Here is a 26,396-nt window from a genome sequence, read left to right on the forward strand (position 1 = left end):
GAGCCCGAGGCCCTTGCGTTCCTCGACGCGCTGGCGCGTTCCTACCAGTTGCCCTTCACGCCGGAGGACGGCCAGCGCTTGGTGGCGGCGATCGGCTGGCCGCAGCCCTATTACCTCCAGCTCGCCTTCCAGAACATCCGGAGCCTGCACCGGGACGGCCAACCGGTCGGCGGGCTCATCGACACGGCCGTCGATGCCCTGATCCGGCCGGGCGCAGACAACGACCTCCACCATTGGGAAGAACGGCTCCACCTCCAGCTCGCTCCGGACGACGCGGCACTCGCCGTTGCTCTTCTAAATCTCGCCTGCCGCGAGCGGAGCGGCGCCACCGCCACCGCGCTGTTCGCGGAAACCCAGCGGCTCCGGCCCGCCCTCACCGAGGACCAGCAGAGGCGGGCCTTCACCCGCCTGCGTGACATCCTGATCCGCGACGCCTATTGGTGCGCCGACGATGCCACCGGCCCACGCCGCTACCGCTTTCTGCTCGAGCCGCTGCGCCGCTGGTGGGAGCGCAACGGCAGCCTGTGAGGACCCCGGCCATGACGCAGCCCGCCCCGTCCGCCGCCCCGCTCTTCTACAACCCCGACTGGGTCGGTGACGACCGGCTGGTGGCGGGCTTCGTCGCCCGGCTCGACCTCTACGCCTTCCTGCGCGGGGAGCTGGCGCGGACACCGCTGCACAGCACCGCCCAGCATGTGCTGCTGGTGGGGCCGCGCGGGGCCGGCAAGACCACCATGCTGAAACGGCTGGCGGTGGCGATCCGGAACGACGCCGACCTGTCCGGCCACCTGATCGCCCTGTCCTTCCAGGAGGAGCTGTACCAGCTCAAGAATCTCGCCGATTTCTGGTGGGCGGCCTGCGACGCCCTGTGCGACGAGCTGGAGCGGCAGGGCCGGCAGGCCGAGGCCGACGCGCTGGGCGACGCCATCGACCGCACCCGCCCCATGGGACCGCGCAGCGATCCGCAGGACGCGGCGGGGCTGCGGCTGCTGCTGGAGACCTGCGCGCGGCTGGAGCGGCGGCCGGTGCTGCTGGTCGACAACATCGACATGGTCATGCAGCGCATCGACACCCGCGGCCGCACCCGCAAGGACCCGCTGTCCCCCGCCTATTGGGCGCTGCGCGAGGCGCTGTCGACGGCCGTGTCGCCGGTGGTGATCGGCGGCGCGGTGCGGCTGGACGGCCCCTTCGCCGGCTACGACAAAGCCTTCTACGACTTCTTCGCGGTCCGGCGCCTGTCCAGCCTGTCGCTGGAGGAGGTGGAGGCGATCCTGGCCCGCCTCGCCCACGCCCACGGCACGCCGGATTGGGAAGCGCGGCTGCGGGCGCGGCGCGGGCGCATCCAGGCGCTCCACGAGATGACCGGCGGCAACCCCCGCGCGCTGGGCCTGCTGTTCGACCTGCTGCGCCAGGGCACCACCGGCCGCGCCGTGGAGGATTTCGAGCGGCTGATGGACCTCACCACCCCCTACTACAAGGCGCTGATGGAGGCGCTGTCGGAGCAGGCGCAGGTGATCGTGCACGCCATGGCCCAGCTCCGCCGCTGGATGCCGGCGGCCGACATCGCCCGCCAAGCCGGGCTGGAGACCCGCACCGTCTCCGCCCAGCTCGAGCTTCTCGCCAACGACGGGGTGGTGGAGAAGAAGCCGGGGAAGAAGACGCTCTACATCATCGCCGAACAGCTCTTCCGCATCTGGCTGCAGATGCGCAGCTCCCGCCGCCTGCGCCAGCGGGTGGCCTATCTGACCGAGTTCCTGGAGGCGCTCTACGACCGGGAGGAGCTGGACGGGCTGCTGGCCCCCGGCGGCGCCCTGGCGGAACGGCTGCGCACCGACGCCCTGCGCGACTTCGCGCTCGCCGAATGGCAGGGCGACGGCAGCGCCATCGCCCGCGCGCTGAAGGCCCGCGCCGCCCGCGCCCTGCTGGGCGGATCGGACGAAGCACCACCCTGCGGCCCCGGCGACTTCGACGTTGACCTGGAAGCCCTGGCCCATTGCCGCGCCGCGCTGGACGGCCACCGCAAGAACCTCGGCGGGCTGGACCCCGACCAGATCCTGGGTTCCCTCACCCTGAGCAGGGAGGAGCGCTGCGCCAGCGCCGACCGCCTGTGCAACCCCGCGACCGCCGCCGCCGAACGCGACCGCCTGCGGCCGATCCTGGCGGCGGAGCGGGCGGAACTGGAGCGGATCGGGCTGACCGGGGCGGAGATCGGGCGACTGTACGACCTGCGCGCCGGGGGATTGTGGCGGCTGCCAAGCCTGACGGTCGAGGAGGTGGAGGCGGAGGTGCGGCTCGACCCCGGCCGTGCGGCGCTGTATCGCCACCTTGCCTGGACGCTGCTGGGCGCCGGACGGATTGCCGTGCCTTTGGAGGGGGAGGCGCGGGGTTGGCTGACGTTCGGGCGGGAGCGGCTGGCGGGAGCGACGTCCGACGAGTGGGCCAAGGTTGCTAAAACTTTCCGCGACGGCGGTTTCCTTGAGGCGGCAACCGAAGCGGTGGGGGAAGCGCTTCGACGGGGAGACTCCTGCCGCGCATGGCGCGAGCAGGGCGTCTTGCTCACCGAACATTTCAAACGCTTCAGCGAAGCCGAAATCGCTTTCCGCAAAGCCATCGTTCTCGATCCGTCGGATGGTAGTTCCTGGTTCAACAGAGGGAGGCTGCTGACCAATCACCTCGCCCGTTTCGACGAGGCCGAGGCCGCTTTCCACAAGACAACCCGCCTCTATCCATCGATTGCCGAGCTTTGGTTTTTCTTGGGCGAGGTGCTTGCAGACCATCATGGCCGGATCGCTGAAGCCGAATCGGCGTTCCGTACGGCCATCATACTCGACCCATCCATGATCTTGGTTTGGCGTGATCTAGGAACATTGTTGGACCGCCCAGGACGTTCCGATGAAGCCGAAGCCGCTTTCCGAAGAGTGCTCGCCCTCGACCCGTCCGATGCCTGGTCCTGGACACGGCTCGGAACCCTTCTGGTGGCAGACCATGCGCGCTTCAACGAGGCCACGGCCGCCTTTCAAAAAGCCGTCTGTCTCGATCCATCAACAGGAAGGTCGTGGGCCGGTCTGGGCATTCCTCTGCTTTGGCTCAATCCCCTTGAAGCCCTGACCGTATACCGCCGGGCCTTCACCCTGGATCCCGATACCGCCGAATTTCGAGAGGCATGGAATGCCCTGCATTACCCACAACTCGCCGCCCCCGTCTCCCAAGCCATAGCCGCCGAGAACTGGGGCATCGTGCGCGAGCATCTGCAACGCTGGCTGGACGATCCGCAGCTCGGGGCGGAGCTGTGGAGCAGCATTGCGCTGGCCCGGCGTGTGGCGGGGCAGGCGGTGCGGCTCGGGCATGGGGAGAGGCTGCTGGGGATCCTGCGCGAGCTGGGGATCGACAAGCGGGCGCTGCCGCTGGTGCTGGCGCTGGAGGCGGCGGTGGCCGGCTCGCCCGACGGGCTCGCCACCGTCGAGCCGGAGGCGCGGGCGGCGGCGGAGCTCCTGTACCGGCGGATCATGGAGCCGCCCGCCCCCGTGACATCCCCGCCGCCGGCCCGTTGACAGGGGATACCCCCCTCAACAGCCGCGACGAGGCCCTCCCATGATGGCGCGCGCCATGATCGCCACCCACCCCGACGTGAAAGGGAGCGTCAACGACGCCCTGATCCGCTGCATCGAGGACTGCTATTCCTGCGCCCAGGCCTGCACGGCCTGCGCCGACGCCTGTCTGGCCGAGGACATGGTCGCCGAACTCCGCCAATGCATCCGCCTCAACCTCGACTGCGCGGACCTCTGCACGGCGACCGGTTCCATCGCCACCCGCCGCACCGGGTCGAACGAGGCGGTGATCCGCTTGACCGTCCAGGCCTGCACCGAGGCCTGCCGGATCTGCGCGGAGGAATGCGAACGCCACGCCGCCATGCATGAGCATTGCCGGATCTGCGCCGAGTCCTGCCGCCGCTGCGAGACGGCCTGCCGGGAGGCGCTGGACAGCTTGGCGTGAGGCTCAGAACACCTCCGACGCCGACAGGTGGCTGCTCTTTTCCAGTTCGGCGGTGCCGCGGAGCGCCCAGCCCAGCAGGGAGCGGCGGAAGCCGGTCCGGCGCTTGAAGGCGGGGTAGGGCAGGGCGGCGGGGTCGTAGCCCTCCTTCCACACGCGCTGCGGGCTGATGTAGCGCAGCACCGCGTGCTCGTAGACGACCGCCCGGCGGTTGGCGCCGCGGGCCAGCGGGTCGGCGGTGTTGGCGAGCAGCCGCACGCCGGCCTCCGCGCACTGCCGGCGGAGACCGGCCACCCCCGCCTCGTAGGCCGGCAGGGAGCGGGCCAGATCCTTGTCGGTGTAGGCGGTGTTGCCGAGATCGGTGATGATCGGGCGGATCTGGATGGTGCGCGGGCGGTAGGCGGCGAAGGCCGTCAGGATCTCCGGGATCTGGGCGACATTGTCGTTGTTGGCGGTGAAGTTCAGCCGCAGCGCCGGCCCCGCGGCATCTCCCTTGGCCCCTCCGGCCTCCCGCCGCACCGTCTCCAGCAGGGCGAGGTTGTCGTGCAGCCGCTGCCAGCGGGCACCCGTCATCAGCCGCTCGTAGGTGGCGGCGTCGGTGCCGTGGACGGAGACGGTGATCTCGTCGAGCCCGTACGCCACCAGCCGCTCCAGCTCCGGCCGGCGCAGGAGTTGGGCGTTGGTGACCAGCGACACGAAGGGCACGCCGCGCGCCTTCGCCATCTCCACGATGGCCGGGTAATCCTTCCACATGGTCGGCTCCGACCCGCAGCCGATGTAGAGCTGGAGCGCTTCCCCGAAGAAGGCGTCGGCGACGGCGCGGATCTGGTCGGGGGTGAAGCGCGGGCCGGCGTTGCCGGCGTACCAGTCCGGGTCGCTGTAGTAGCACATGGCGCAGCGCAGGTTGCAGGCGACCGCCGGGTCCAGCCGCACCACGCTGTAGCGCAGCCCCGCCAGATCGGCCGCCAGCACGCCCAGGAACTTGAGCCGGTTGCTGCGCACCAGCGCGTTCAGGGCGAGAAGGGTGGCGCTGTCGACCTTAAGCATCCTTAGGTCATCCCGTGCGGCGGCGGCGGCAGTCTAGGCAAGCGGCGGGGGCGGCACAACCACCGGTCTTTCGCGGGCCGGTCCTTCGAGGGTCGGTCATCGCTCCGTCACCATCCGCCACACGCGCTCCGCCACCACCTCCAGCCGGTAGTCGCGCTCGACCACGCGGCGGGCGGCGGCGGCCATGGCCGCCAGCTCGTCCGGGGCCAGAGCCAGGGCGCGGCGTATGGCGGCGCGGGCGCTCTGCGGGTCGGGGTCGAAGAGCAGGCCGGCGCCCTCGGCCTCCAGCCCGTCCCAGGCCATGCCGCGGTTGACCAGCGCCGGCCGCCCGGTGGCCATGCCCTCGATCACCGCATAGCCGAAATTCTCCCGCACCCCGCCCTCGCCCAGCCCCGAGGGCAGCACCACCAGGTCGCTGCGCGCCAGCGCGTCCAGCAGACCGGCGTGGTCGACATAGCCGCAAAGCTCCACGGCACCATCGGCGTCCGCGGCCAGCCGCTCCACCGCGGCGCCGTATTCCCCGCCGCCGGAGCCGGCGACGATCAGCCGGTCGCGCGGCCCCCGCTCCTCCAGCCACAGCCGCAGGAAGGGCAGGATGCCCTTTTCCGGCGACAGCCGGCCGATGTAGCAGAGCACCCGCCCGCCGTCGGGCGTGCGCGGCGGCAGCGGCGGCCAGTCCGCCGGGTCGAGCGCGTTGGGGATGTCGACCACCCGCGCGCCGGGCAGCAGCGCGCGCACCCCGTCCGCCTCCACCGCGGCGGTGGCGTGCACCGCGCGGGCGGCCCGCAGGCCGGGCAGGGTGATCAGCCGGTAGAACAGCCATTTCAACGGCTTGCGCCGGCGGATGTGGTCGACATGGCCGGGCATCAGCCCGCCATGCACCGCCACCGCATAAGGGCGCCCCAGCCACCGGCAGACCAGCACCGCCAGGCTGGTGGGCCAGGTGGCGACGCCGTTGACGTACACCCGCTCGGCGTCGCGGCAGGCGCGGTAGAGCGCCGGCAGCGCCCCCGGCCCGAAGCCCCAGCGCTTCCAGCCCCAGGCGCGGTAGAGATGGATCGGCACCTCCGCTTCCCCACCCGGCCCCCCGCCTGACGGCAGCCCCAGATGGCGCGCCACGGCCGCGGCGGTGAGGGACGGCCCCTCCGACCCGTCGCTGACGCACAGCGCGAAGGGGCGCCCGGCCGCCGCCCAGGCGCGCGCCAGCCGCGCCGTGTTCTCGGCGATGCCGCCCCAGCCGAGCGCCGGGGCCGTGTGGGTGGCGACGAGGCAGACGCGCGGTTCCTGCTGACCGTCGGGCATCATGCACCGCGATGTTGCGAAGTGTTGCGGGGAAGGGCCTGGATAAGTAGTTTCACGCCCCGGAATTTGCAACCATTCCGCCATGGGCCGGCAACGGCGGCAACATTCCGGGTTCGGCGACGGGGCCATCGGGCATGATCCGCAAACACCTTCCGGCGGTCCTTCTCTGCGGCCTGCTGACCGCCCTGGCCCTGCCCGCGATCCTGCTGGACATCCGGCTCGACACCGGGGTCGCCGCCGATTCCGTGCAGGTCCATGTGCCGCAGATGAATCTGTTCGTCGCGGACCCCTTCGCGCCGCTGGACCACAAGGCGTACGTCGCCTCGATTCCCCTCTACCACATGGCCTTCGCGGCGGCGGCGCGGGCGATGGGCATCGGCACGATCGAGCACGGCATGACCGGGCTGCGGCTGCTGAACGGGGGGCTGGGCCTGCTGCTCATCCTTTGCGCCGTCCGGCTGCTCGGCCGGACGGAGGACCCGCTGCGGCCGCTGCTGCTGCTGCCCCTGACGGTGTCCTGGTTCACCGTGCAATCGACCGCCTATTTCGGAACCGACGTGGCCGGGCTGCTGATGCTGGCGCTGTTCCTGCTGGCCGTCCGCAGCGGGCTGGCGGGACGCGGTCTGGCGGGGCGGGGGGCGGCGGGTCTGGCGATGGTCGGCACCCGGCACCTGCTGGCGCCGACCCTGTTCGCCCCCACCCTGGCCCGCGCCTTCACCCGCGACGGGCGCCGCTTCAGCCCTAGGGAGACCGCCGCCGAGCTGCTGCCAGCGCTCGCCCTGCTGGCGGTCCATGCCGTGGCCTGGGGCGGTCTGGTCCCGCCGGGGATCACGCCGGACATGAACGCCGCCGGGCTGTTCCCCGCCGCCGGGCTGCATGCGCTGGCCTATCTGGGTGTCATGGCCTTCATCTTCGGGCCGGTGCGCGCGGCCGACCTGCGCCGCTTCCTCGGCGGGGCGCAGACACGGCGGCTGGTCATCGCCGCGCTGGCCGCCGGTGCGGTGGTCTGGCTGGCGGTGCCCTCCTCCTTCGATCCGGCGGCGGGGCGCTGGGGATCGGTGGTCTGGTCCATCGCACGTTACAGCCCCAGCCTCCTGGACCGCTCGCTGCCGCTGCTGCCGCTGGTGCTGGCCGGGGCGCTGCTGGCCGCCTATGTGCTGGAGACGTGCCGGCGGATGGGCGGGATGCCGCTGGAGATCGCAGCACTCCTCTGCTGCCTGGGCGGGCTGGTCTTCGTCTCGCCGGCCTACCAGCGCTACCCCGAACCGGTGGCCCTGCTGACGCTCGCCCTGTTCTTCGGCCGCTTGCCAAGCCCGGAGTCGGGGCCAGATCGGGGGCGGGCGCCGGCCATCGGCTACCTGCCCCTGCTGCTGTTCTCCGCCGCCTACATCGCGGCCGATGCGGCGAAGCTGTATCTGTCGTAGCGGCGGACCGGCGTCACCAGTAGGCGGCGTTCTCCACCAGGGCGCAGCGCTCCGGCGTCTCCTCCGGCAGCGGGCGGACCCAGTGGGCGTTCATCAGGGGGGCGATGTGCGCCTCCGCCTCGAAGCGGCGGCCGCGGATGCCGAACAGCACCTGGGTCGCCCCGCCGGTGTGGATGCCGATGCGCCCCAGCGCCTTGGCGTGCGCGCACAGCGGAATCGACAACGCCCCGGCGCCGATCAGCGCCACGTCGAAGGGCTCCCGCTCCAGCCGCTCCTCCAGCATCGCGAGACGGGCGAACCAGTCGGGCTCGGCGGGCGGCACCAGCGCCGGGCCGAAGGGGACCTCCACCACCCGCAGGTCGAAGTCCGGCAGGACGCCGGCCCCGCCCCAGATCTCCCGGCCCCAAATCTCATGACGGCGGGCGTACTGGGCCAGCACCGTGCGCGGGAAGGGGGTGACCACCGCCACCCGCCGTCCGGCCAGCGCCCGCGTCCAGGGCCAGGCCAGCCGGTAGGGCTCCAGCGCCGCGAACTCGGTGAAGACGGCGGCCGGGCCGTGGGCGCGCAGGATGTCCGCCTCGCCCCGGTTGTGCCAGACCGCCAGCAGATCGACCGCCCGCAGCCGCTCCACCCACAGGGCGGCGGCCCGCGCCAGGGTGGCGTTGTCGGCGGGGAACAGGCCGGGGCCGACCATCGCCTCCTCGCGCAGCCAGCCGGGAAAGCGCGGTTCCCGCCCCCGCCGCGCCGCGCGCCACCAGCGGACCAGCAGCCGCAGCTCCGAATTGCCGATCTTGCCGACGGCGGACGGGGTGCCGTCCCCGATCCGCCGGGCGATGAGGGCGCCGGCCTCGGCCGCCGTCAGCACGCGGTGGGCGGCGCGGAAGCGCCGCGCCCGCAGCCGCTGCGGCAGGCGGCGCAGCCGCCGCCCGGGGTCCAGGACGTTGGCGAGCCGGCGCAGCCGGTTGCGCAGCCCGTTCCCCAACAGCGCGCGCGGCCCGTCCCCGCTCATCCACCGTCCCCCCAGCCATCGCCCCCGCCGGGCAGCGGCTGGACGGGCTGGAGCAGACGGCGCAGCCGCCAGACGGCGGCGTCCGGGTTGCAGCCCCATTTCAGGGCCCGCGCCGCCAGCCGCCGCAGCCCGTCGCCGGGGGCGGGCCCGCGGCCCATCAGCCGGGCGAACAGGCGGGCCTCGTCCTGCCGGTACTGCGCCTCCAGCCGGCCGGTGCCGGAGATGGAGCGGCCGTGCAGGGTGAAGACCGCCAGCGGCGCGTCGATGCGGGTGAAGCGCGCCCCGGCCAGCGCCAGCCCGGCCAGCAGCTCGCCATCCCAGCAGGTGCGGTTGGCCGGGTTGAAGCCGCCGGCCGCGCGCACCGCGGCGGTGCGGAAGAAGGTGCCCTGCTGCAGGGTGGCCACACCGCCGAAGGCGAGCGCCCAGGGCCGCACCGGCGGCCGGCTGACGTTCACCCGGTAGCGGTGCCCGCACCGCAGATCCTCGATGTAGCCGTGCCCGCAGGCGACGTCGGCCAGGGGATCGCGGGCGAAGGCGGCGGCGACGCGGGCCAGCGCCCCCGGCAGCAGCCGGTCGTCGGCGTTGATGTAGCCGAACAGCGTGCCGGTGGCGGCGGCCAGCCCGCGGTTCAGCCCGTCGGCCGGGCCGTCGTCGGGGTCCAGGATCACCCGCGCCAGCCGGTGGCGGTGGCGCTCGATGATGGCGCGGCTGCCGTCGGTGGAGCCGGGATCGACGACGATGTACTCCAGGTCGGGATGGTCCTGGTCGAGCACGGAGCGCATGGCCCGCTCCAGGAACTCCCCCTGGTCGAAGCTGAGGGTGACGATGCTGATCCTCACGGCAGCGCCCCCGGCCGCTCCCGGTGCGCGATCGGGGAATGGGGGGGCGGCCGGCGGGGGACAAGGTCGGCGCGGGTGCGGGCGTCAAGCCGCAGCACCGTCACCGCGACGACGATGGCGAAGCAGCCGAACACCCGGTTGCTCAGGCCGTAGGGGGAGAAGAAGACCGCCCACAGCAGGTTCATCAGGGTGAACACCAGCACCGGGTCGGCAACCGCACCGTTGCGCACCATGGCGACGAAGGCCCGCGCCAGCAGCAGCAGGACGTAGAACCAGAACAGCGCCCCGAAGACGCCGGCCTCCACCCAGGCACCCATCAGGTGCGAGTGCGAGGGGATCAGGTCGCTGGCCTCGAACGGGATGTCGTCCAGATGAAAGCCGGACATCTCCCAGATGCGGATGGCGTAATGCTCGTTGGCGGCCCAGGAGCCGTGACCGAGCAGGGGGCGCTCCATCACCGCCTCCAGCGCCACCGGGAACTCGGCCCGGCCGGACAGCAGCACCCCGCGCTCGTCCACCTGCTGGAAATACTTCTCCTGCTCCTCCAGGCCGAGCAGGCCGCTCTGCGCCGCCTCGGCGTAGAGCTCGATCATCCCGGCACCGCCCGCCGCCAGCACCGTGAAGATCACCACCACCTGGAGCGTCGAGGTGCCGCGGCTGCGCTCGCCGAGCAGCGTCGACAGGCCGAGCAGCAGCCCGGTCATCACCGCCATGCCCGCCATGCTGCGGAAACCCATGAACAGGTTCAGGATGCCGGCCAGCACGCAGATCCCGATGGCGACGGAGCGCATTCCCCAGGCCCAGGCCAGACCGGCAACGGCGACGATCAGCATGGTGGTGCCGCTGCCATAGCCGAACTTCCAGCTGTCGGCTTCGAAATAGTCGGACGGGTTGACACGGGCGCCGATCAGCAACCCCACGGCGAAGGCCAGATAGATGGCGTGCAGGTTGCGTGGCCGGTCCCCGGCCAAGGCGAAGAAACCCAGCAGCAGGAAGGCGGTGACGAGCGCGCGGGCGGCCCCGCGCAGCATGTTGTCCGCCGTGGTCTCGTTGGCGATGTCGCTGACGAACTGGGCGACCAGCCAGACCAGCGCCAGCACGATCAGCGTCCGCATCGGCCCGGCGAGCGCCGGCACACGCCCGTGCAGCAGCAGCACCGGCAGCAGCACCAGCACCACCAGCTCGGTGCCGGTGACGCGCCCGATCAGCTCGACATCCAGCCCGATGGGCAGGCCGGCCACGACGCAGGCCAGCAGGCCCGAACCGAACCGGTCGGCGGCGGCCGGACCCGGCGGGGAGGAGACGGCCGTCATGCCAGCGCCCCCCCGGCGGGTGCGGCCGGCGGCAACCCCAGCGCCCGGCGCAGGCCGCGCACATCCGCCTCGCAGTCCCAGCCGTCGATGATCTCGCGGCTGCGCCGTCCCATGCGCCGGGCACGTTCGGGATCGGCCAGGATCGCCGACAGGGCCGCGGCCAGCGCGCCCACATCCCCGGCGGGGACCACGAAGCCGTTCTCGCCATCGCGGACCAGATCGTACCCGCTGCCCACCTGATCGCTCACCACCACCGGCCGGCCCAGGTTCATCGCCTCGTTCACCACCAGCCCCCAGGGCTCGTGCACCGACGGCAGCACGAACACGTCGCACAGATCGTAGAATCGCCGCATCGCCCGCTGGCCCTGGAAGCCGGCGAAATGGACGCCGCCGAGCCCGGCGGCGGCGGCGCGCAGGGGGGCGGCCATCTCGCCCTCGCCCACGAAGACCAGATGCGGGTCGCGCGCCGCCGCCGCCGGGGACAGGCTCCGGAAGGCATCCAGCACCAGGTCGGGGAGCTTGCGCCGCTGCAGCCGCGAGGCGTAGAGGATCACCGGGCTGTCCGTCGGGATGCCGAGTTGCCGCCGCAGCTCCGCCGGCTTGGCCCCGTCGCGGACGTCGCCGTCGCGGACGTCCTCATCCCCGGCCTGGAAGAAGGCGTTGTCGACCGCCCAGGGGACCGGCACGATCTTGGCGTCGGAAATGCCGAGCTCGCGGTAATAGGCGGCGTTCAGCGTGCCGACGCTGAGGAAGCGGTCGGCCGCGCGGTCGAGCAGGGCGAAGTAGAGCGGCTTGACCGCGCGCTTGAACAACCCCCGCGGCCGGCTGATGGCGTTGGCCTCGTCGCGGATCATCACCCCGATCCCCCGCCGGCGGGCCTGCGCCATGGCCAGCCAGTGGGCCGGCCGGTTGTAGCCGTGCACCAGCAGCCAGTCGAACCGCCCCTCCGCCAGCCGCCGGCCGACCCCGTGGACGAAGGGCCACCAGAAGGACGTCTCCCGCGAGCGCCCCCAGGCCGGCAGCAGCTCGTGCCGGAAGCCGTCGAGCAGCGGCACGTCCCATTCGATGCGGGCGGCGAAGCCGGAATCATGGTGCGGGCGCACCGTGATGTCGGAGCCGAAGAAGGCGGTCAGCTCGATATCCGGCTCGCGCGCGATCCGGCGCAGCAGGGCGCAGCTGTAATGGACGGGGTGCGGGGCCAGCACCGCCAGCCGAACCGGTGCACCGGCATCGCCGGACCGCCGCCCCGCGTCGCGCGGGGAAGAGGCGTACGGCTGGGACGCGTACGGCGGCGGAGAGCGTGTCATGGGGCGTTTCGCAAGGGGTGCCGTTCCGCCTGCATAGCGGCGGGCGGAGCGGATTGCAAGGAACCGCCGTGCGTCCCCCCTGGGTTGCCGTTGCCGCAGCGCGCTCGCGCCATCTATAAGGGGCCGGGCAGCACCCGACTCCCCACCCGTGACATCGCCGGGACACGCCCTTGCGCATCGTCGTATCGACCCTCTCGCGCTTCAACCACATGGATCTCGCCCGCGAGCTCCAGACGCGCGGCGCGCTCGCCGCCGTGTTCAGCGGCTATCCCCTGTTCAAGCTGCGCGACACCGGCGTCGACCCCGCCATGATCCGCAGCTTCCCCTGGCTGCAGGCGCCCTACATGGCGCTGATGCGCTGGCCCTGGTTCAACGCGCACATGGACGACCTGTGGTCCAGCTGGGTGCAGCGCACGCTCGACGCGCACGTCGCCCGCAACCTGCCGGACTGCGACCTGGTGGTCGCGCAGTGCCGGATCGGGGTGGCGACCGGGGCGGAGGCGCGGCGGCGCGGCATCCCGCACGTGTGCGACCGCGGCTCCGCCCACATCCTGGTGCAGGACCGGCTGATGCGGGAGGAGTACGACCGGCTGGGGCTGCGTTGGCCCGGCACCGACGCCCGCGCCATCGGGCGGGAGCTGGAGGAGTACGCGCTGGCCGACGCCATCACCGTCCCTTCCGGCTTCGTGCGCGACAGCTTCCTGGAGCAGGGGGTGCCGGCGGAGAAGCTGATCCTGGCCCCCTACGGCGTCGACCTGCGCATCTTCCGGCGGTCGGAGCCGCGGGCGCCGGAGTTCCGCGTGCTGTTCGTCGGCCAGACCGGTGTGCGCAAGGGGCTGCACCACCTGCTCCAGGCCTTCCGGATGGCCGGGCTGCCGGGGGCCCGGCTGGTGGTGGTGGGGGTCGGTCCGCCGGTGGGGCGGGAGCTGCTGCGCCGCTTCCCGGTCGAGCCCATGGATCTGCTGGGGCACCTGCCGCTCTCCGGGCTGGTGCGCGAGATGTCGCGGGCCAGCGTGATGGTGCTGCCCTCCATCGAGGAGGGGCTGGCCCTGGTGCAGGCGATGGCCATGGCCTGCGGCTGCCCGGTGATCGCCTCGGAGCACACCGGATCGCGCGACCTGTTCACCGACGGGCGGGAGGGCTTCATCCTGCCGGTCGGCGACGTGGAGGGCATCGCCGACCGGCTGCGCCGGCTGCACGCCGACCGCGACCTGCTGGACGCGATGTCGGAGGCCGCCGTCGCGCGCACCCGCGCCATCGCCGGATGGGGCGCGTACGCGGAGCGGCTGATGGACGCGTACGCCCACCTGATCGCCCGCAAGGCGGGCGGGGCCACCTGATCGCCCGTTATCCGATGATCCGCTCCAGCAGGTGGCGGCGGACGAAGATCACGTCGCGCTCCACCGCGTGCGGCATGATGTGGCGCCCGTATTCCTGGAAGATCGCCGGGTGCAGGCCGGCCGCCGCCAGCAGCCCGGCGCAGGCGCCGAAGGACGGCTCCACCCCCGCATACTCCTCCACGAAGGACAGTTCGACGATCGCCACGTCGATGCGCGCCAGCAGGGCGGGCGCACCGGCCAGGGCCGCCGCCTCGTGCCCCTGCACGTCCACCTTCAGCACGCCCGTACGGCCATCCGTCCAGCCCGGCGACGGCCCCTCCGACAGCAGATCGTCCAGCCGCAGGGCGGGCACGGTCACCGCCGCGCGCCCGCCCTCCTCCGCCCCGTCCTGGCCGCGGAAGCCGGCGAAGGGGGCGGCGTAGTCGTGCAGGCTGGCCAGCGTGTCCTCGGCCCCGACCCGCATCACCACCGGGCCGGCACGATCCGACAGCGCCGCGTTGACCGGCCGCACGCGGGGGTCGCCGGCGAAGCGGCGGCTCAGCCGCTCGAAGGTCGCCGGCACCGGCTCCACCGCCAGCACCGTGGTGTCGGGGAACAGCGCCAGGAAGTCGGCCGCCCAGTCGCCCCGGTTGGCCCCGGCATCGACCAGGAACAGCGGCTGCTCCGGCCGCAGGAAGCGCAGGAAATCCACCAGATCCTCCGCCGCCGTCGGCCGGCGCAGCGCCCGCCGGGCCAGCCAGCCGGGCACCACGATCCCGTCCCCGGCGCAGCGCCGCAGCTCCAGCAGCAGGCGGGCGCGCTGGTGGACGGCGTTGCCGACGGCGGCCAGGGTCTTGAGCACGCGTGTCTTCAGCATGCGGGGCGTCCTGTGGTGGTGTGATGGCGCAAACGCCCGAGCAGCCATGCCCGCTGCCCGGTGTCGAGGACGGCGACCAGCAGCGGGACGGCGACCGCCGCCCACAGCGCCGCGAAGACGGCGAGCCCCGCCGGCCCCACCGGATCAATCACCAGGCCGACCAGGGCGCCGGCCAGCAGGGCGGCCAGCAGCCCGGCCAGGGCCGCCGCCCCGGCGCGCAGCGCCGGCCGCAGCACGGCCGCGCCGAACAGCCGGCCCGCCGCCCGCAGCACCCAGGGGCCGGAGACCAGCCCCTCGGCGACCGCGGCCGCCAGCGCGGCACCCGCCGCGCCCGCCCATGGGATCAGCGCCGGGGCAAGCAGCAGCAGGGCCGCCACCTCCCCCGCTTGCACCGCGGCCACCACCCCCGGCCGGTCGACCAGACGCAGCGTCGCGGCCGCCCCCTGCACCGGCGCCCGCAGCAGCAGCCCACCCAGCAGCAGCGCCGCCACCAGCGGGTCGAAGGGAGTCGTCCCGTGCGTCCACAGCGCGAAGACCGGCGGCCCGGCCACCCAGACCGCCCCCGCCAGCAGCCCGGTCGCGCAGCCCAGCGCCGCGGCGCTGCCGGCGTGCAGCCGGGCGGCCCCCGCAAGCTCGCCGCGGGCGCACAGCCGCGCCATCTCCAGCCCCAGCACCACCGCCACCTGCTGCACGCTCTGGCGGACCAGGCCGACGAGGGTGCGCAGCGTGGCGAAGGCCACCACGGCGGCCGGCGCCGCCAGCCAGCCCAGCAGCAGCACCGGGGCGTTGACCAGCACCAGCACGCCGCCCTGCTGCACGGCGTAGAGCGGTGCCGTCGCGGCGATGCGGCGCAGCTCGTCCCGCGTCGGCGGCAAGGGGCGGAGCTCCAGATCCGGGTAGCGCCGGCGCAGGCCCCGCAACAGCGGCAGCCAGCCCAGCAGCAGGGCGGCGGCGAGCTGCGCGGCGGCGGCCTGCGGCGGCCCGCCCCCGGCCAGCGCCGCCAGCATGGGGGCGCCCTGCAGCCCGGCCAGCGACAGGGTGAGCACCCCGACCTCGCGGTGGAACGCGCCGCGCGCGGAATGGACGGTCGCCACCAGCCCGCGCGGCAGCAGCAGCAGCGTGGCCGCCAGCAGCAGCAGCAGCGTCGCCCCGGCGCCGTCGGACCCCGCCACGCCCAGCAGGGCCGGCCCGTCCACGCCCAGCGCCGCCATGGCCAGCGCCGCCACCCCCACCAGCAGGGCCAGCCCGCCGGTCAGCGCCGCGTACACCCCCAGCCCGGATTGCAGGATGCGCCGCCCGCCCGCCTCGTCGCCGCGCGCCCAAGCCGCCCGCAGCGCGTTGCTGAGATGGCCGTGCAGCCCGAGATCGGCGAGCGCCAGCAGCCCCGCCGCCGCCGACAGCACCAGCCAGTCGGCGTAGGCGTCGGCCCCCCAGGCGCCCAGCAGCACCGGCACCGACAGGAGCTGGCCCGCCAGCAGCACGGCGCTGGCCAGCCCCTGCGCCCCGGCCCCGGCGGCGAGCCGGCGCAGAAGCCCCGCGGGCGGGGACGGGTCGGGAGGGGTGGTGGTCATCGGCGCTGCGGGCGGCCCCCCGTCGGACAGGCTGGTTCGGATGCCCTCGGCCGGTCAGGCCGGCACACCGCCGATCCGATAAAGGCTCGCACTCCGCATTGCAAGCGACGCGGGAACCGCCACCCGCGCCACCACCGGACCGCACCCCCGGCATCGGGTCACTGCAAAGAATCCAAGGCGGAGGGCAGGTCGGCCTGTGAAAAGTCCCTGCCCTTGAAAAGCAGGGGCTCACGGCGGGCCTTGGCCAGGGCGTAGGAAAAGCAGTCGCCGTAGTTGAGAGCGGCCGGATGACGCCCCTTTCCGAAACGCAGGAAGGCGTCGCGAGCGAGAGCGACCTGGACGGCATCGACCGGCACCACCTCGAAACCGTGATCGGCCATCCAGGCGGACAAGGTGGCATCGTTGCCGAAACGGGCGATCGATACGATCGAGCATTCCAGCGCCGTTGCCGCCGAGATAAGACAAGCATCGGCCTTTCCGATGGCGCGGGCATAATGCACGGCGTCGGGTTCGGCGAGCAGGATCGCCATGATGGCGGAGGTGTCGACCACCATCAGCGCGGCAACCCGTTCTCGTCGTAGCCGAGAATCTCGTCGGGCGACCGCGGATCGAGAACCGGTTGGGTGGCAAGCTCACGGTGCAACAACGCCAGACGGGCTTCGGCCTCGTCGGCGCTGCGGATCCGGCGCGCGCGCAATCGCGAAGCCTCCCGGCGCAGAAGCTCCAGAACGAGCTGCGATGTGCCCTTGCCGGTGGCCGCCTTCAGCTCCTCCAGCAGGGCCTCCGCTTCACGATTCTTGATGTTGATGGACATGGCGCCCCTGCGGAATGTTCATCGCCTTTCTGCATACAGAAGAGTAAGCGATGTTCCGTCCGCAGGAAAGCCCCCGCTACCCCACCGTCTCCAGCAGCCGGCGTTCCCAGGCCAGCGCGGTGGCGACGATGGTGTCGAGGTCGTCGAAGCGCGGGCGCCAGCCGAAGGTCCGGGTGATGCGGGCGATGCCGGCCACCAGCTCCGGCGGGTCGCCGGCGCGCCGGCCGTCGATGCGCACGGACAGCGGGGCTCCCGCCGCCCGTTCCACCGCGGCCACCACCTCGCGCACCGTGGAGCCGTGGCCGTAGCCGACGTTGAAGACGCCGCCCTCGCCGCCGCCCTCCAGGTGGCGGAGTGCCGCGACATGGGCGTCGGCGAGGTCGCTGACATGCACGTAGTCGCGCACGCAGGTGCCGTCGCGCGTGGGGTAGTCGTCGCCGAAGACCAGCAGCCCGGGGCGCCGGCCGACCGCCGCCTCGCAGGCGACCTTGATCAGGTGGGTGGCGGCGCGCGAGCACTGGCCGGCGCGGCCCGCGGGGTCGGCGCCGGCGACGTTGAAGTAGCGCAGCGCCACCACCTTCAGCCCGTGCGCCGCCGCCGCGTCGCGCAGCATCCACTCGGTCATCAGCTTGGAGCGGCCGTAGGGGTTGATCGGCCGGGTCGGCGCCTCCTCGTCCACCGGCAGCGTCCCGGGGATGCCGTAGACGGCGGCGGTGGAGGAGAAGACGAAGCGCCCGACCCCGGCCCGCAGGCAGGCCTCGACCAGCGCGTGGCTGGCCAGCGTGTTGTTGGCGTAGTAGGCGAGCGGCTTCTCCACCGACTCCGGCACCACGATGGAGCCGGCGAAATGCATCACCGTGCCGATGGGGTGGCGCTCCAGCACCTCGGCCAGCAGCGCAGGGTCGCCGGCGTCGCCCTCCACGAAGGGCACGTCCGCCGGAACCGCGGCGCGGCGCCCGGTTGACAGATCGTCCAGCACCACCGCCGGGATCCCGGCGTCCCGCAGCGCCAGCACGGCGTGCGACCCGATGTAGCCGGCGCCACCGGTGACCAGAACATGCCCGCGTTCCACCATGGTCCCTTTCACCGCTTCGGCCCACCGCTTCGACCCGCCGCTTCGATCCGGGGTCAGACGGCAGCCTACAACACCGGCGGCGGCGGGGATGATCCCTCTTCGGCCGCGGACGGCACGGGGAAAGCGTCTACTCCGAAAGTTGCGCAGGGAACAGCGGGCGGGGCGGGCGGAGCGCTTGGTTAAGGGTGCCTTGACGATTATTCTCTAGCGCTTTGCGGCGGGGCAGACGAAGCGGGGGGATATCGGTGCGGCCCGAGGAGGCGCTTCAAGGGATCGATGTGGTCGTGCTCGCCGGCGAGCTGGGCAGCCGCCTGCGCGGGGTGCCGGGCGACACGCCGAAGGTGCTGGCCCCGGTGGCGGGCCGGGCCTTCCTCGGCCATCTGCTCGACCATTTCGCGGGGTTCGGGGCGCGCCGCGTGGTGCTGTGCCTGGGCCACAGGGCCGACCGGGTGACCGCCTGGCTGGCGCAGGGGGGGGCGCGGCGCGGGCTGGAGGTCACCTGCTCGGTGGAGCCCAGGCCGCTCGGCACCGCCGGGGCGCTGCGCTTCGTGCGCGGCGAGCTGGGCAGCGACCCGGTGCTGGTCGCCAACGGCGAGACCTTCCTGGACGCCGACCTGCGCGCTTTCGTCGCGTCGCACCGGCTGTCCGGCGCGCAGGCCTCGGTGCTGTGCGCGGAGGTGCCGGACACCGGCCGCTACGGTCGGGTGGAGATCGGCCCCGACGGGCGGATCCGGCGCTTCGACGGGCGGCGGCCGGGGCACGGGGTGGTCGGCGCCGGCATTTACCTGTTCTCCGCCGCCTTCCTCGACCGGCTGGCGGCGTCGGACGCCGCGTCGCTGGAGCGCGACGTGCTGGAGGCGGCCGCCCCCGGCGCGCTGCACGCCCACGTCTCGCGCGCCCGGCTGCTCGACATCGGCGCCCCCGAGGATCATGCCGGGGATCATGCCGGCGACCGGGACGACGACGACCGGGGCGGGCCGTGACGGCCGCGGATCCGGGCGGCGGCGGGGAGGGGGCCAGCGGGGAGAAGACCGGCACCATCGACCTGTCGGTGGTGCTGTACCACCCCGACGGCCGCGTGCTGGCCGAGGCGCTGGCGAGCATCACCGCCGCCGCCGCGGTGCTGCGCGCCGCCACCGGCTGGGACACCGCCCTGTGGCTGGTCGATAACGCCGAGACCGGGGGGGAGGAACCCGGGGGGGAGGAACAAGGGGAAGAGGCGCGCCTCCGCGGGATCGTGGCGGAGTCCGGCGTCGCCGCGGCCATGCCGGTGACGCTGCTGTCCGGGCACGGCAACGTCGGCTACGGCGCCGGCCACAACCGCGCCATCCGGCAGGGGCGGGGAGCCTTCCACCTCGTGCTCAACCACGACATCCTGCTCGACCCGCAAGCTTTGCTTGAAGGATTTCATTTCATGAAATCCAATCCGGGCGTGGTGCTGCTCAGCCCGCGCGTGTCCAACGAAGCGGGCGGGCAGGAGTTCATCTGCAAGCGCACCCCCACCCTGCTGGATCTGGGCCTGCGCGGCTTCGCGCCGGGCTTCCTGAAACGCCGCTTCGCCGGCCGCCTCGCCCGCTACGAGATGCGCGACCTGACGGGGGAGGAGCCGGTGCACGGGGTGGAATATGCCGGCGGCGCCTTCATGCTGTTCCGGCGCGACGCGCTGGAGACGCTGGGCGGCTTCGACGAGCGCTTCTTCCTGTATTTCGAGGATTTCGACCTGTCCAAGCGGGCGGCGGCTCTGGGCACCGTCGCCTATGTGCCGGCGGTGCGCATCGTGCATTACGGCGGCAAGGCGGCCCGCAAGGGCTGGCTCCACATCCGCCTGTTCGCCGCCTCGGCCCTGCGCTACTTCGCCAAGCACGGCTGGCGGCTGGCGTGAGAGCGCCGCTGCTCACTGCCTGAGCTTCACCTTGATGGGGTTCCAGGTCATCGCCCGCATCAGATCCAGCACGGAAATGCAACGCCCGTGCTGGATGGAGCGGCGCTGGCGCACCGCGTGGCGGACGCCCAGGATCGCGTCACGGATGGCACGGCGCGCGGTGCGGGCGCGCTGGGCGCGCCAGCGGAAGGCCAGCAGATAGGCGAGCGCCAGCCCATGCAGCGGCAGGGTCAGCAGGATGACCGGAAAGGGGACGTTCTTCACCATGGTCCAGAACAGGTTCCGGATGCCGTGGTAGAGCGCGAAGTCGCCGTACTGCTTGGACACGCCGGAGCTGACATGGTGCACCACCGCGTCGCCGATCTGGTAGGCGCACCCGCCGGCGAGACGGATGCGGAAGCCCAGATCCACGTCCTCGCAGTAGCAGAAGAAGGCCTCGTCGAAGCCGCCGACCCGCTCGAAGACATCGCGCCGGTACATCGCCGCCGCGGCGCAGGGTGAGAACACCTCGCCGGTGTAGTAGGGCGCCACCCCCGGGCGGCCGTAATTGACCCGCCAGGCCAGCCCGAAGATCGAATAGCGGTCGCCCTCCCCATCGACCATCGAGGGGTCGTCGGCGAAAAGCTGGGTGGAGCCGAACATCGCCGCGTCCGGATGGCGGCGGGCGGCGGCCATCAGGATCTCCAGCCAGTCCGGCCGCGGGAAGGCGTCGGGGTTGAGGGTGACGATCCAGGGGGCGGTGGCACCGGCCGCCGCCAAATTGTTGGCGGCGGCGAAGCCCAGATTGCGGTCGAGGCGGACCAAGCGGAAGCGCGGGTCGTCCGGCAGCCGGATGGCGTCGACGTCGGTCGAGGCGTTGTCGGCGATCACCACCTCGAAGCGCTGCTCGGTCTGCACCAGCAGGCTGTCGATGCAGCGGTTGACGTAGCCGGCGGAGTTGTAGTTGACGATGACGATGCGCGCCAGCGGGTCCGTCGTCGGGGTCTGGTCGGTGTGAACCTGCATGCGGACTCGAGGGATCGGGGCCGGACGGGAGCGGGATCGGCCCGGCCGTTTTGCGGTGCGAACTATACCGGGGCACTCCAGGCTTTGGAACCGGCCGTTTGGTCGCCGCGCGATCCGGTTGCCCGCCGGGCCGCCGCCGTGCCATGAGAGGGACGGTCGGACGGACGGAGGAGCATATGACGGTGGTACCCGGAACCCCCCCGGTGCTGGGCGTGATCGGCGGCAGCGGCGTCTATGAGATCGACGGTCTGGTGAACCGGCGCTGGGTCCGTGTGGACAGCCCCTTCGGCGAGCCGTCGGACGAGCTGCTGATGGGCGAGCTGGACGGGCAAAAGCTGGTCTTCCTGCCGCGCCACGGCCGCGGCCACCGCATCCCGCCGTCGGAGATCAACTTCCGCGCCAACATCGACGCGCTGAAGCGCGCGGGCGTCACCGAGATCCTGTCGGTGTCGGCGGTGGGGTCGCTGCGCGCGCATCTGCCGCCCGGCACCTTCGTGGTGGCCGACCAGTTCATCGACCGCACCTTCGCGCGGGAGAAGTCCTTCTTCGGCACCGGCATGGTGGCGCATGTGGCGCTGGGGCACCCGGTCTGCGGACGCATGGGCGACGCCATCCGGCAATCGCTGGAAGCGCTCGCCATCCCGCACCAGCGCGGCGGCACCTATCTGGTTATGGAGGGGCCGCAATTCTCCACCGTCGCCGAGTCCAACCTCTACCGGAGCTGGGGCTGCGACGTGATCGGCATGACCAACATGCCGGAGGCCAAGCTGGCCCGCGAGGCGGAGCTCTGCTACGCCACCGTCGCCATGGTCACCGACTACGACTGCTGGCACCCCGACCACGACCATGTGACGGTCGACGCCATCATCAAGGTGCTGGTGGAGAACGCCGCCAAGGCCCGCGCCCTGGTGACGGATCTCGCCCCGCGCCTGCGCCACCGCGACGCCTGCTGCCGGCAGGGCTGCCACACCGCGCTCGACAACGCGCTGATCACGGCGCCGGAGAAGCGCGACCCGGCGCTGCTGGCGAAGCTGGACGCGGTCGCCGGCCGCGTGCTGGGCCCGCGCGGCTGATCCCCGTGGCGGCGCGCGCCCTGCTGCTCGACCGCGACGGCGTGGTCAACGTCGATCACGGCTATGTCGGCACGGTCGAACGCTTCGCGTTCATGGACGGCATCCTGCCGCTGGCCCGCCGGGCGGTCGACCTCGGCTACCGGATCGCCATCGCAACGAACCAGTCCGGCATTGCCCGCGACCGCTATGGGGAGGCGGAGTTCCAGGCGCTCACCGGCTGGATGGCGGAACGCTTCGCGGCGGCGGGCGCGCCGCTCGCCGCGGTCTTCCACTGCCCCTACCTGCCGGGCGCCGCCGTTCCCGCCTACGACCGCGACAGCGTCTGGCGCAAGCCGTCACCAGGCATGATTTTGGAAGCGGAACGACGTCTCGGCCTCGATCTCGCGCGCTCGGTCTTCATCGGCGACCAGCCCACCGACATGGCGGCGGCGCGTGCGGCGGGGGTGGGGCTGCGGCTCCTGCTCGACCACAGCGCCCCACCTTGCGTCGACGCCCATGCCGTCATAAGCACCCTTGCGGAAGCGGAACGGTTCTTGACACCGCCCGCCGCGTCCCGTCCGGCCTGAAAGGACCCGCCATGCCCGCCGCCCCCTCCCACGGCCGCCGGATCTCCGTCATCGGGCTCGGCTATGTCGGGCTGCCGGTGGCCGTCGCCTTCGGGCGCACGGGCGCGCCGGTGGTGGGCTTCGACATCAGCGAGCGGCGCGTGGCCGAGCTCAGGGCCGGCCACGACCACACCGGCGAGGTGGCGGCGGCCGACCTCGCCGCCGCCCGCCTCGCCCTCGGCACCGACCCGGCGACGCTGCAGGGGGCCGACCTCCACATCGTCACCGTTCCCACCCCCATCGACGACGCCAAGCAGCCCGACCTGCGCCCGCTGATCGCCGCCACCCGCACGGTGGGGCGGCAGCTCAAGCGGGGCGACATCGTGGTCTACGAGTCGACCGTCTATCCCGGAGCCACCGAACGCGATTGCGTGCCGGTGCTGGAGGCGGAATCCGGGCTGCGGCTGGGGCGGGACTTCGCTGTCGGCTACAGCCCGGAGCGCATCAACCCTGGCGACCGCACCCACCGTTTCGAAACGATCACCAAGGTCGTTTCGGGATCGGATCAAGCCGCTCTCGAAACGATTGCGGCCGTCTATGGCAGCGTGGTGACGGCCGGCGTGCACCGCGCGCCCTCCATCGCCGTGGCGGAGGCCGCCAAGGTCATCGAGAACACCCAGCGCGACCTCAACATCGCGCTGATGAACGAGCTGTCGATGATCTTCCACCGGCTCGGCATCGACACCCAGGACGTGCTGGCCGCCGCCCGCACCAAATGGAACTTCCTGCCCTTCGTGCCGGGGCTGGTGGGCGGCCACTGCATCGGCGTCGACCCCTACTACCTGACCCACCGCGCCGAGCAGGCCGGCCACCACGCCGAGGTGATCCTGGCCGGCCGGCGCATCAACGACACCATGGGCCATTACGTGGCGCGGGAGACGGTGAAGGCGCTGATGCGCGGCGGGCTGCCGCCGGAGCCGCGCGTCACCGTGCTGGGCCTGACCTTCAAGGAGGACGTGCCGGACCTGCGCAACACCCGCGTGGTCGACCTCGTGCGCGAGGTGGAAGGCTTCGGCATCCCGGTCGCCGTGCACGACGCGCTGGCCGACGCGGCGGAATCCTTGGCCGAATACGGCCTCGCCCTGCACGGTCTCGACGCCCTGCCGCCGGCCGACGCGGTGGTGCTGGCGGTCCCCCACGCCGCCTACCGCGAGGGCGGCTGGCCGCTGGTCACCGGCCTGCTGAAGGAGGGCCGCGGCCTCGTCATCGACCTCAAGGGCACGCTCGACCGCAACGCCGTGCCGGACGGCGTGCGGCTGTGGCGGCTGTAGGGCAGGGTTTACGGCATCCCGTCGGCCGGCTCCAGGTCGATGACGAGGCGGTGGCCGGAGTTCCCCTCCGGCGGCAGGCGCATCACGTGGCGGAGGGCGAGCGGCCGGGCCGCGTGCAGCACGAAGCGGCCGGCGGCACCCGCCCCCTCCACCTCGTAGCCGGTGAGCAGGGCCGCCGGGCCACCCTTCCAGCTCCGCGGCGCCGTCCAGCCCACCCCCTCCAGCGCCAGCGTCAGCCCCCGTCCGTCGGACGCCAGCCGCGGCTGGGCCGGCAGCCGGCCGGAGGATTCCAGCACCATCCGCACAAAGCCGGGGTGCCGGCCGAAGCGCACGGCCTGCACCACCGTTCCCGTCTCCGCCACGGAGGCGGCCGGCACGGGCGCCGGTGCCGGTAGCGGAGCCGGGGCGGTTTCGGGCAGGGCGGCTTCGGGCGGGGCGTGCGGCGGCTCCGCCGCCGGCGGGCGGGGCTTGACCGGGGGAAGGGGCACCAGGGCGACCGCCACCGGAGCCGGGATCGGCGGCGGAAGCGTCACCGCCGCCGGCACCAGCGCCGGCACTGGCGCCGGGGGTGCCGCGGCGGGAGGAGCCGCGGACGGCTTGGCCACCGGAGCCGGGGCTGGGACCGGGGCGGGAGCCGGCACCGGTGGCGTCCCCGCCGCGACCGCGGACGGCGATCCCGGCAGGCCGCCGCGCCGTCCCTCCCGCTCGCCGATCCGATGGTAATGCTCGTAGCCGCTGCGGAAGGTGCCGGTGCGGACGGCGACGGCCACGTCGGGGTTGGCGGCCAGATAGGCGCGCTCCTGCCAGCCGGGTGGCGGGGCGAACTCGTCGGACGGCGGGGGTGGCGGCTCATGCCGCGGCCGGGAGAACCACGCCCCGACCACGCTGGTCAGGCCGAAGCTGTGCGCCAGCAACGACGACGCCGCCGGGAACAGCAGCAACCCGCCCAGCAGGATCAGGCTCCGCAGATACCGGGCCGCTTCGATCCGCAAGACCCTGAAACCTCCTTCCGCCGGCCCTTACAACGCCTTCAGCTTCTTCCAGGCGAAGACCACCATGCGCGCCAGCAGGACCCCGTGGCGGAAGCGCGAGATCTGCGTGGTGCCGTAGGTGCGGTCGGCGTAGCGCACCGGCACCTCGGTGATCTTCAGGTTCAGCTTGGCCGCCCCGAAGATCAGGTCGAAGTCGCCGAAGGGGTCGAAATCACCGAAATAATGCCGGTTCGCCACGATCCGCTCGTAATCGCGGCGCCACAGCACCTTGGTGCCGCACAGCGTGTCGGTGAAGCGCTGGTTGAGCAGGAAGGAGAAGATGCGGGCGAAGGCGCGGTTGGCGATGTGGTTGAGGAAACGCATGGCGCGGTCCTCCATGGGATAGACCAGCCGCGTGCCGTTGATGAACTCGCCGAGGCCGGAGGCGATGGCGCGGTGGAACTTGGGCAGCGCCTCCGGCGGCACGGTCAGGTCGGCGTCCAGGATCATCAGGATGTCGCCGCGCGCCGCCGCGAAGCCGCAGCGCACCGCGTCGCCCTTGCCCTTGCCCGGCTGGCGCAGGACCTTGATGTCCCGGTCCGGGTAGGCGTCGCGCACCCGCAGGCATTCCTCGAAGGTGCCGTCGCGGCTGTGCCCCTCCACGAAGATCACCTCCATGTCGGCGGCGAAGGGGGGCAGGCGGCGGATGGCGTTCTCGATGTTGCCGCGCTCGTTGCGGCAGGGCACCAGCACGGTGACCGACGGCGCGGCCCCCGCGCGTCCGTCGCCGGCCGGCCGCGGCGCCGGGCGTCCGACCACGTAGTTGCGCAGGCAGAGCTGCCGGATCCCCGGCAGGGGCGCCAGCCAGCGGTTGACCAGGCTGCCCAGACCCAGCAGCCGGCGCGGCAGGAGCTGGCGCCATTCCCGCTTCACCGGTTCCCAGCCCGCCAGTTCCATCAGGCTCATGATGTCGTCGGTGGACAGCCAGTTCTGCTCCCCCTGCGGCATCTTCAGCCCCAGCCGCTCGGCCGCCCACAGCACCGGCTCCCAGGCCCGCGAATGGTAGCTGACCACCAGCCGTGTGCGCGGCGTCGCGAAGCGGTGCAGCAGCCGCAGCGTCTCCTCGCAATCCTCCAGCACGCCGATGGTGTCGGACAGCAGGATGACGTCGAAGGGGCCCTCGATGCCGGCCAGCGTCTCCGGATCCTCGGCGTCGGCGAGATGGATCTCGAGATGGGGGTGGCGGTCGCGGGCCAGCGCCGCCATGGCGGCGCTCATCTCCACCCCGACCCCGCGCGACGGCTCCAGCGCCGCCAGCAGCGCCCCGTCGCCGCAGCCGATCTCCAGCACCGAGGAGCCGGCCGGCACCAGGAAGCGCAGATAGGCGGTGTCGGCCGCGTGGAAATAGCGGTTGCGCGCCCGCCAGCGGTCGAGCGCCGGGGCATTCGCGTCCGCCCGGTCGCGCACCGCCCGCCGGTAGCGCGAGCGCGGGAAGGGTGCCGGCTCCGCCGCCGCTTCCCCGGCCGGCCCGACACCCGATCCGGCCCCCGCGCCGGTCACCCCCTGCCGCTCGACGGTCTGCACGCTGCTCGCTGTCATGATCGCCCGTATCCCAGCACCCGGTCCTACGCCCTGCCGGTTATATGGCCATGGCCCCGGCCGCACAACGCCGGCAGCAACCCCGGCACTTGTACGGAGGGCA

The 26,396-nt window shown here is 72.8% G+C and carries 24 protein-coding genes; 10 read left to right on the forward strand and 14 right to left on the reverse strand.

Features of this window, described 5'->3' with window-relative positions; translation table 11 throughout:
- The 3 genes from HL658_RS33665 to HL658_RS33675 form a co-directional block, all read left to right on the forward strand.
- On the forward strand, positions 1-528 hold a 528-nt coding region (locus tag HL658_RS33665), incomplete at its 5' end, for a hypothetical protein (protein WP_180287715.1).
- Positions 529-539: 11 nt separating this feature from the next.
- Positions 540-3,551 (forward strand): tetratricopeptide repeat protein, encoded by a 3,012-nt coding sequence (locus HL658_RS33670; RefSeq protein ID WP_180286400.1) that lies wholly within the window; start codon positions 540-542, stop codon positions 3,549-3,551.
- A 40-nt stretch (positions 3,552-3,591) separates the two neighbouring features.
- The gene (locus HL658_RS33675) at positions 3,592-3,993 is read left to right on the forward strand and encodes a four-helix bundle copper-binding protein (RefSeq protein WP_180286401.1); all 402 of its coding nucleotides are present in this window, start codon (positions 3,592-3,594) and stop codon (positions 3,991-3,993) included.
- A 3-nt stretch (positions 3,994-3,996) separates the two neighbouring features.
- On the opposite strand, the gene HL658_RS33680 is transcribed toward HL658_RS33675, so the two are convergent.
- Complete coding sequence (locus HL658_RS33680; protein ID WP_180286402.1) at positions 3,997-5,037, reverse strand: radical SAM protein; 1,041 nt, start codon at positions 5,035-5,037, stop codon at positions 3,997-3,999.
- Between the two features lie 96 nt (positions 5,038-5,133).
- Positions 5,134-6,342 carry a glycosyltransferase gene (locus tag HL658_RS33685; RefSeq protein ID WP_180286403.1) on the reverse strand — a complete coding sequence of 403 codons (1,209 nt, stop codon included), beginning with the start codon at positions 6,340-6,342 and terminating at the stop codon, positions 5,134-5,136.
- A gap of 131 nt (positions 6,343-6,473) precedes the next feature.
- Between HL658_RS33685 and HL658_RS33690 the strand changes: the two genes are divergently transcribed.
- Complete coding sequence (locus HL658_RS33690; protein ID WP_180286404.1) at positions 6,474-7,763, forward strand: hypothetical protein; 1,290 nt, start codon at positions 6,474-6,476, stop codon at positions 7,761-7,763.
- Between the two features lie 13 nt (positions 7,764-7,776).
- Here the strand turns inward: HL658_RS33690 and HL658_RS33695 are convergent, their stop codons facing one another.
- From HL658_RS33695 to HL658_RS33710, 4 genes are read right to left on the reverse strand one after another with little or no spacing between them, the layout of a single operon-like run.
- On the reverse strand, positions 7,777-8,772 hold the full coding sequence (locus tag HL658_RS33695) for a hypothetical protein (protein WP_180286405.1): 996 nt from the start codon (positions 8,770-8,772) through the stop codon (positions 7,777-7,779).
- Entirely contained in the window at positions 8,769-9,611 is an 843-nt protein-coding gene (locus HL658_RS33700; protein ID WP_180286406.1) for a glycosyltransferase, read from the reverse strand. The genes HL658_RS33695 and HL658_RS33700 overlap by 4 nt, the downstream gene beginning before the upstream one ends.
- Positions 9,608-10,924, reverse strand: a complete 1,317-nt coding sequence (locus tag HL658_RS33705; RefSeq protein WP_180286407.1) for a hypothetical protein — start codon at positions 10,922-10,924, stop codon at positions 9,608-9,610. The genes HL658_RS33700 and HL658_RS33705 overlap by 4 nt, the downstream gene beginning before the upstream one ends.
- On the reverse strand, positions 10,921-12,231 hold the full coding sequence (locus tag HL658_RS33710; protein WP_180286408.1) for a glycosyltransferase family 4 protein: 1,311 nt from the start codon (positions 12,229-12,231) through the stop codon (positions 10,921-10,923). The genes HL658_RS33705 and HL658_RS33710 overlap by 4 nt, the downstream gene beginning before the upstream one ends.
- Positions 12,232-12,401: 170 nt before the next feature.
- Here HL658_RS33710 and HL658_RS33715 point away from each other — a divergent pair, with 170 nt between their 5' ends.
- Positions 12,402-13,571: a glycosyltransferase family 4 protein gene (locus HL658_RS33715; protein ID WP_180286409.1), complete on the forward strand. Its 1,170-nt coding sequence runs from the start codon at positions 12,402-12,404 to the stop codon at positions 13,569-13,571.
- Positions 13,572-13,578: 7 nt separating this feature from the next.
- Here the strand turns inward: HL658_RS33715 and HL658_RS33720 are convergent, their stop codons facing one another.
- The 5 genes from HL658_RS33720 to galE all read right to left on the reverse strand — a co-directional run bounded on the left by HL658_RS33720 (position 13,579) and on the right by galE (position 17,887).
- Positions 13,579-14,427, reverse strand: a complete 849-nt coding sequence (locus tag HL658_RS33720; protein WP_180286410.1) for an FkbM family methyltransferase — start codon at positions 14,425-14,427, stop codon at positions 13,579-13,581.
- A complete protein-coding gene (locus HL658_RS33725) occupies positions 14,421-15,998 on the reverse strand; it encodes a hypothetical protein (RefSeq protein ID WP_180286411.1) in 1,578 nt (525 codons plus the stop codon). The genes HL658_RS33720 and HL658_RS33725 overlap by 7 nt, the downstream gene beginning before the upstream one ends.
- A gap of 158 nt (positions 15,999-16,156) precedes the next feature.
- Positions 16,157-16,552 carry a PIN domain-containing protein gene (locus tag HL658_RS33730; protein ID WP_180286412.1) on the reverse strand — a complete coding sequence of 132 codons (396 nt, stop codon included), beginning with the start codon at positions 16,550-16,552 and terminating at the stop codon, positions 16,157-16,159.
- Complete coding sequence (locus HL658_RS33735) at positions 16,552-16,812, reverse strand: type II toxin-antitoxin system VapB family antitoxin (RefSeq protein WP_180286413.1); 261 nt, start codon at positions 16,810-16,812, stop codon at positions 16,552-16,554. The genes HL658_RS33730 and HL658_RS33735 overlap by 1 nt, the downstream gene beginning before the upstream one ends.
- Before the next feature lie 76 nt (positions 16,813-16,888).
- Positions 16,889-17,887 (reverse strand): UDP-glucose 4-epimerase GalE, encoded by a 999-nt coding sequence (galE, locus tag HL658_RS33740; protein WP_180286414.1) that lies wholly within the window; start codon positions 17,885-17,887, stop codon positions 16,889-16,891.
- Positions 17,888-18,132: 245 nt separating this feature from the next.
- Here galE and HL658_RS33745 point away from each other — a divergent pair, with 245 nt between their 5' ends.
- Both HL658_RS33745 and HL658_RS33750 read left to right on the forward strand, forming a co-directional pair.
- Positions 18,133-18,870 (forward strand): sugar phosphate nucleotidyltransferase, encoded by a 738-nt coding sequence (locus HL658_RS33745; RefSeq protein WP_180286415.1) that lies wholly within the window; start codon positions 18,133-18,135, stop codon positions 18,868-18,870.
- Entirely contained in the window at positions 18,867-19,769 is a 903-nt protein-coding gene (locus HL658_RS33750; protein WP_343055415.1) for a glycosyltransferase, read from the forward strand. The genes HL658_RS33745 and HL658_RS33750 overlap by 4 nt, the downstream gene beginning before the upstream one ends.
- A gap of 12 nt (positions 19,770-19,781) precedes the next feature.
- Here HL658_RS33750 and HL658_RS33755 read toward each other — a convergent pair whose 3' ends face one another.
- Positions 19,782-20,774 carry a glycosyltransferase family 2 protein gene (locus HL658_RS33755; protein WP_180286416.1) on the reverse strand — a complete coding sequence of 331 codons (993 nt, stop codon included), beginning with the start codon at positions 20,772-20,774 and terminating at the stop codon, positions 19,782-19,784.
- Positions 20,775-20,950: 176 nt separating this feature from the next.
- Between HL658_RS33755 and HL658_RS33760 the strand changes: the two genes are divergently transcribed.
- From HL658_RS33760 to HL658_RS33770, 3 genes are read left to right on the forward strand one after another with little or no spacing between them, the layout of a single operon-like run.
- Positions 20,951-21,847: an S-methyl-5'-thioadenosine phosphorylase gene (locus tag HL658_RS33760; protein ID WP_180286417.1), complete on the forward strand. Its 897-nt coding sequence runs from the start codon at positions 20,951-20,953 to the stop codon at positions 21,845-21,847.
- A 5-nt stretch (positions 21,848-21,852) separates the two neighbouring features.
- Entirely contained in the window at positions 21,853-22,413 is a 561-nt protein-coding gene (locus HL658_RS33765; protein ID WP_180286418.1) for an HAD-IIIA family hydrolase, read from the forward strand.
- 11 nt (positions 22,414-22,424) lie between these two features.
- Positions 22,425-23,723, forward strand: a complete 1,299-nt coding sequence (locus tag HL658_RS33770; RefSeq protein WP_180286419.1) for a nucleotide sugar dehydrogenase — start codon at positions 22,425-22,427, stop codon at positions 23,721-23,723.
- 8 nt (positions 23,724-23,731) lie between these two features.
- Here HL658_RS33770 and HL658_RS33775 read toward each other — a convergent pair whose 3' ends face one another.
- Entirely contained in the window at positions 23,732-24,715 is a 984-nt protein-coding gene (locus HL658_RS33775; RefSeq protein ID WP_180286420.1) for a hypothetical protein, read from the reverse strand.
- 27 nt (positions 24,716-24,742) lie between these two features.
- Complete coding sequence (locus HL658_RS33780; RefSeq protein ID WP_180286421.1) at positions 24,743-26,293, reverse strand: glycosyltransferase; 1,551 nt, start codon at positions 26,291-26,293, stop codon at positions 24,743-24,745.
- Positions 26,294-26,396: the final 103 nt, after the last annotated feature.

Origin of the sequence: Azospirillum oleiclasticum, from assembly GCF_013423485.1 — a bacterium.
GTDB lineage: Bacteria > Pseudomonadota > Alphaproteobacteria > Azospirillales > Azospirillaceae > Azospirillum > Azospirillum oleiclasticum.

What these genes read in the sequence shown, in the direction of transcription:
- HL658_RS33670 (WP_180286400.1), top strand. Translation starts at nt 540, where the DNA reads ATGACGCAGCCCGCCCCGTCCGCCGCCCCGCTCTTCTACAACCCCGAC.
- HL658_RS33675 (WP_180286401.1), top strand. Translation starts at nt 3,592, where the DNA reads ATGATGGCGCGCGCCATGATCGCCACCCACCCCGACGTGAAAGGGAGC.
- HL658_RS33680 (WP_180286402.1), bottom strand. Translation starts at nt 5,037, where the DNA reads ATGCTTAAGGTCGACAGCGCCACCCTTCTCGCCCTGAACGCGCTGGTG.
- HL658_RS33685 (WP_180286403.1), bottom strand. Translation starts at nt 6,342, where the DNA reads ATGATGCCCGACGGTCAGCAGGAACCGCGCGTCTGCCTCGTCGCCACC.
- HL658_RS33690 (WP_180286404.1), top strand. Translation starts at nt 6,474, where the DNA reads ATGATCCGCAAACACCTTCCGGCGGTCCTTCTCTGCGGCCTGCTGACC.
- HL658_RS33695 (WP_180286405.1), bottom strand. Translation starts at nt 8,772, where the DNA reads ATGAGCGGGGACGGGCCGCGCGCGCTGTTGGGGAACGGGCTGCGCAAC.
- HL658_RS33705 (WP_180286407.1), bottom strand. Translation starts at nt 10,924, where the DNA reads ATGACGGCCGTCTCCTCCCCGCCGGGTCCGGCCGCCGCCGACCGGTTC.
- HL658_RS33710 (WP_180286408.1), bottom strand. Translation starts at nt 12,231, where the DNA reads ATGACACGCTCTCCGCCGCCGTACGCGTCCCAGCCGTACGCCTCTTCC.
- HL658_RS33720 (WP_180286410.1), bottom strand. Translation starts at nt 14,427, where the DNA reads ATGCTGAAGACACGCGTGCTCAAGACCCTGGCCGCCGTCGGCAACGCC.
- HL658_RS33725 (WP_180286411.1), bottom strand. Translation starts at nt 15,998, where the DNA reads ATGACCACCACCCCTCCCGACCCGTCCCCGCCCGCGGGGCTTCTGCGC.
- HL658_RS33730 (WP_180286412.1), bottom strand. Translation starts at nt 16,552, where the DNA reads ATGGTGGTCGACACCTCCGCCATCATGGCGATCCTGCTCGCCGAACCC.
- HL658_RS33735 (WP_180286413.1), bottom strand. Translation starts at nt 16,812, where the DNA reads ATGTCCATCAACATCAAGAATCGTGAAGCGGAGGCCCTGCTGGAGGAG.
- galE (WP_180286414.1), bottom strand. Translation starts at nt 17,887, where the DNA reads ATGGTGGAACGCGGGCATGTTCTGGTCACCGGTGGCGCCGGCTACATC.
- HL658_RS33755 (WP_180286416.1), bottom strand. Translation starts at nt 20,774, where the DNA reads ATGCAGGTTCACACCGACCAGACCCCGACGACGGACCCGCTGGCGCGC.
- HL658_RS33760 (WP_180286417.1), top strand. Translation starts at nt 20,951, where the DNA reads ATGACGGTGGTACCCGGAACCCCCCCGGTGCTGGGCGTGATCGGCGGC.
- HL658_RS33770 (WP_180286419.1), top strand. Translation starts at nt 22,425, where the DNA reads ATGCCCGCCGCCCCCTCCCACGGCCGCCGGATCTCCGTCATCGGGCTC.
- HL658_RS33780 (WP_180286421.1), bottom strand. Translation starts at nt 26,293, where the DNA reads ATGACAGCGAGCAGCGTGCAGACCGTCGAGCGGCAGGGGGTGACCGGC.